This is a genomic window from Spiroplasma sp. hy2, from assembly GCF_044714365.1.
GTDB lineage: Bacteria > Bacillota_I > Bacilli_A > Mycoplasmatales > Mycoplasmataceae > Spiroplasma > Spiroplasma phoeniceum.
In genome coordinates, this window is sequence record NZ_RXFZ02000154.1 from 1 (window position 1) to 2,459 (window position 2,459).

At 26.0% G+C, this 2,459-nt stretch carries 3 protein-coding genes; all 3 read left to right on the forward strand.

Annotation, left to right across the window (positions count from 1 at the left end; all coding sequences use genetic code 4):
* The first annotated feature begins 152 nt into the window (after positions 1–152).
* The 3 genes from EHV01_RS04725 (at position 153) to EHV01_RS04735 (ending at position 2,343) form a co-directional block, all read left to right on the forward strand.
* Positions 153–560: a hypothetical protein gene (locus tag EHV01_RS04725; protein WP_422066439.1), complete on the forward strand. Its 408-nt coding sequence runs from the start codon at positions 153–155 to the stop codon at positions 558–560.
* A gap of 98 nt (positions 561–658) precedes the next feature.
* Positions 659–1,477 (forward strand): Cof-type HAD-IIB family hydrolase, encoded by an 819-nt coding sequence (locus EHV01_RS04730; RefSeq protein WP_422066440.1) that lies wholly within the window; start codon positions 659–661, stop codon positions 1,475–1,477.
* 14 nt (positions 1,478–1,491) lie between these two features.
* Positions 1,492–2,343 (forward strand): HAD-IIB family hydrolase, encoded by an 852-nt coding sequence (locus EHV01_RS04735; protein WP_422066441.1) that lies wholly within the window; start codon positions 1,492–1,494, stop codon positions 2,341–2,343.
* Positions 2,344–2,459: the final 116 nt, after the last annotated feature.

The following is a 2,459-nucleotide window of genomic DNA, read 5'->3' on the forward strand; positions in this document are numbered from 1 at the left end:
WTKWTTTATTAATTCTGTAATTATTTTTTTCATTAATTATTTACCTCCATATATTAAAAATATACCTAATTTTAGGTATATTTTATAAATATCAAGAGTTTTCGACAAAATTAAAGGAATTATTTGCAGGAAGAGGTCAATGTAATTTTAATTTGGGTAAAATATCTGACCTTAGTTATGAAGGGGGTGGAAGTCAACAAATAACAAATGCTAATTTTCCTCAAAATCAAATTGTTAAAACAAATGAAATTTCAACAGAAATTAAACAATTTGTTACAAGTTATGCAGATGATTTATCTGTGGGAAATTATTCTCAATATAAAACTAAAAATCAAAATCAAATTGTATTATTTTTAATGCAAATATCAACAATTAATAATATAAAACCTCAAAAAAGTAAAAATGTATATTTAGAATTATATTATACTAATGATGTAAAATTAAAAATTAGATTTACAAAAACAATATTACCAAGATTTATGGGAACCGTTGGTTATCCTAACTGAGGAAATCAATATAATTTAACTTTTTCGACAAAATTAAAGCAGTTTACATTATAAATATAAAATAAAACATGATAGAATGATAATGTCTGAGACTACTTATATGATAAACTAAGTAACATTAAAAGAAGGTAGGCAATGTAATGATAGTAAAAATGATCGTGTGTGATATTGATGGAACATTAGTAACTGATAAAGATAAAAAGATTCCAACTATAAATATTGAGGCTTTAAAAAAGGCTCAAGCAATGCGTATTTTAGTAACGATTGCTTCAGGACGGGTTCCTAGTAGTTTATCTGATTATGCAACAACATTAGGAATTCTTGACCATTGTCCGTATGTTATTGGTGCTAATGGTGGGGCTGTTTTAAATTTAAAAACAAAAGAATATGTCTATGATGAAATAATTTCATATCAAGATACATTATGAGCAATGAATATTGTTCGAGAATTTGGTCATGATTTTTATTTAGCACCACTTAATGAACAAGAAGCTTATGTTTCACAATCAAGCATTATTAAAGATGATCTTTTTTTATTTCGTAATACTGACATTAAAGCAATTGTTTTAGATTGAAATGAAATTCCGCAAATGCGTAAGGTTGTAATTTCTTGTCATGATGAACAAAAACAAAATTGGTTACGACAACAAATTGCGGTCAGTAAAACATTAAAGACAGAAGTTACGGGATATGGGTTTATTGAGATTATTCCTAAAAATGTTAATAAATGACAGGGAATTTTAAAATTAATTGAAGTACTTAAATATAAAGAAAATCACCATCTTGATTCAGATGAAATTATGTGTTTTGGTGATCAAATGAATGACTATGAGATGATTAAAAATTCAAAATATGGAATTGCATTAGCCAATGCTACACCGCAATTAAAAGAAGTTGCTTTTGCAGTTACTGCAAAAGATAATAATGCGGCAGGAATTGCTGATTATCTTTATAAAACAATATTAAAATAGAAGATGAGGTTGTCATGTTAAAAATTAATGGTAATCAAATTAAATTAATTGTTACTGATGTTGATGGTACATTGATTACTGATAAGCAAGAATTACCAACTATTGTTCAAAATAAATTACTTGCATTGCAAGCAAAAGGGATTGCTGTATCAATTGCATCAGGACGAATGCCCCTTGGTTTTGATAATTACACAAGAGAATTAAAAATTAAGAATTATTGTCAATATGTTATTGGTGCTAATGGTGCTTTAGTGTATGATACTAAAAACAATAAGTCAATTTATAGTAATTTAATGCCAGTTTCGGATTTAGTTATTGTAATTGATATTTTATTAAAATATCAATGTGATTTTACAATTTCATATCAAGATGATGATAATTTATATTGTGCGGGTGAAAAATTATTAAAAATTAAATCAAAACCAAGTGCATTTTTAGATGGAATGAAGCAAGTAAAACCATTCTGCTTTGATGATATTAGAATAGCCAATAAAATTGTTGCAAAGCATTCATCCAAAATAATGTTTCAAGAAATGTATACAGCTTTAAAACAAGTTTTAAATATTAATGTTGAACCACTGTCTGAATATGGATGTGATATTGTACATGGTAATTCAAATAAAGGGCAAGCAATTTTACATTTAATTGATATTTTAAATCAAAGGCAAGGACGTGAAATTAAATTAGAGAATGTTTTATATTTTGGTGATAATTATAATGACCGTTCTGTGTTTGAAATTTTACCTTATGCAATTGCAATGGAACATAGTCCAACTCCGATTTTAAATTTAGCATACGATGTAGTTAGCAGCAATAATACCGGAGGAATTTATCATTATTTAAATAACCTTGAAAAAAATAATTAAAATTAATTTAAAATCTTTAATTTTGTCGAAAACTCTTGATGAAATAAAAAAAATCATCAATATGACAATTTGAAAACTAATTTTGTGTAAGATTATGATTTTGCTTTAAATTAAWD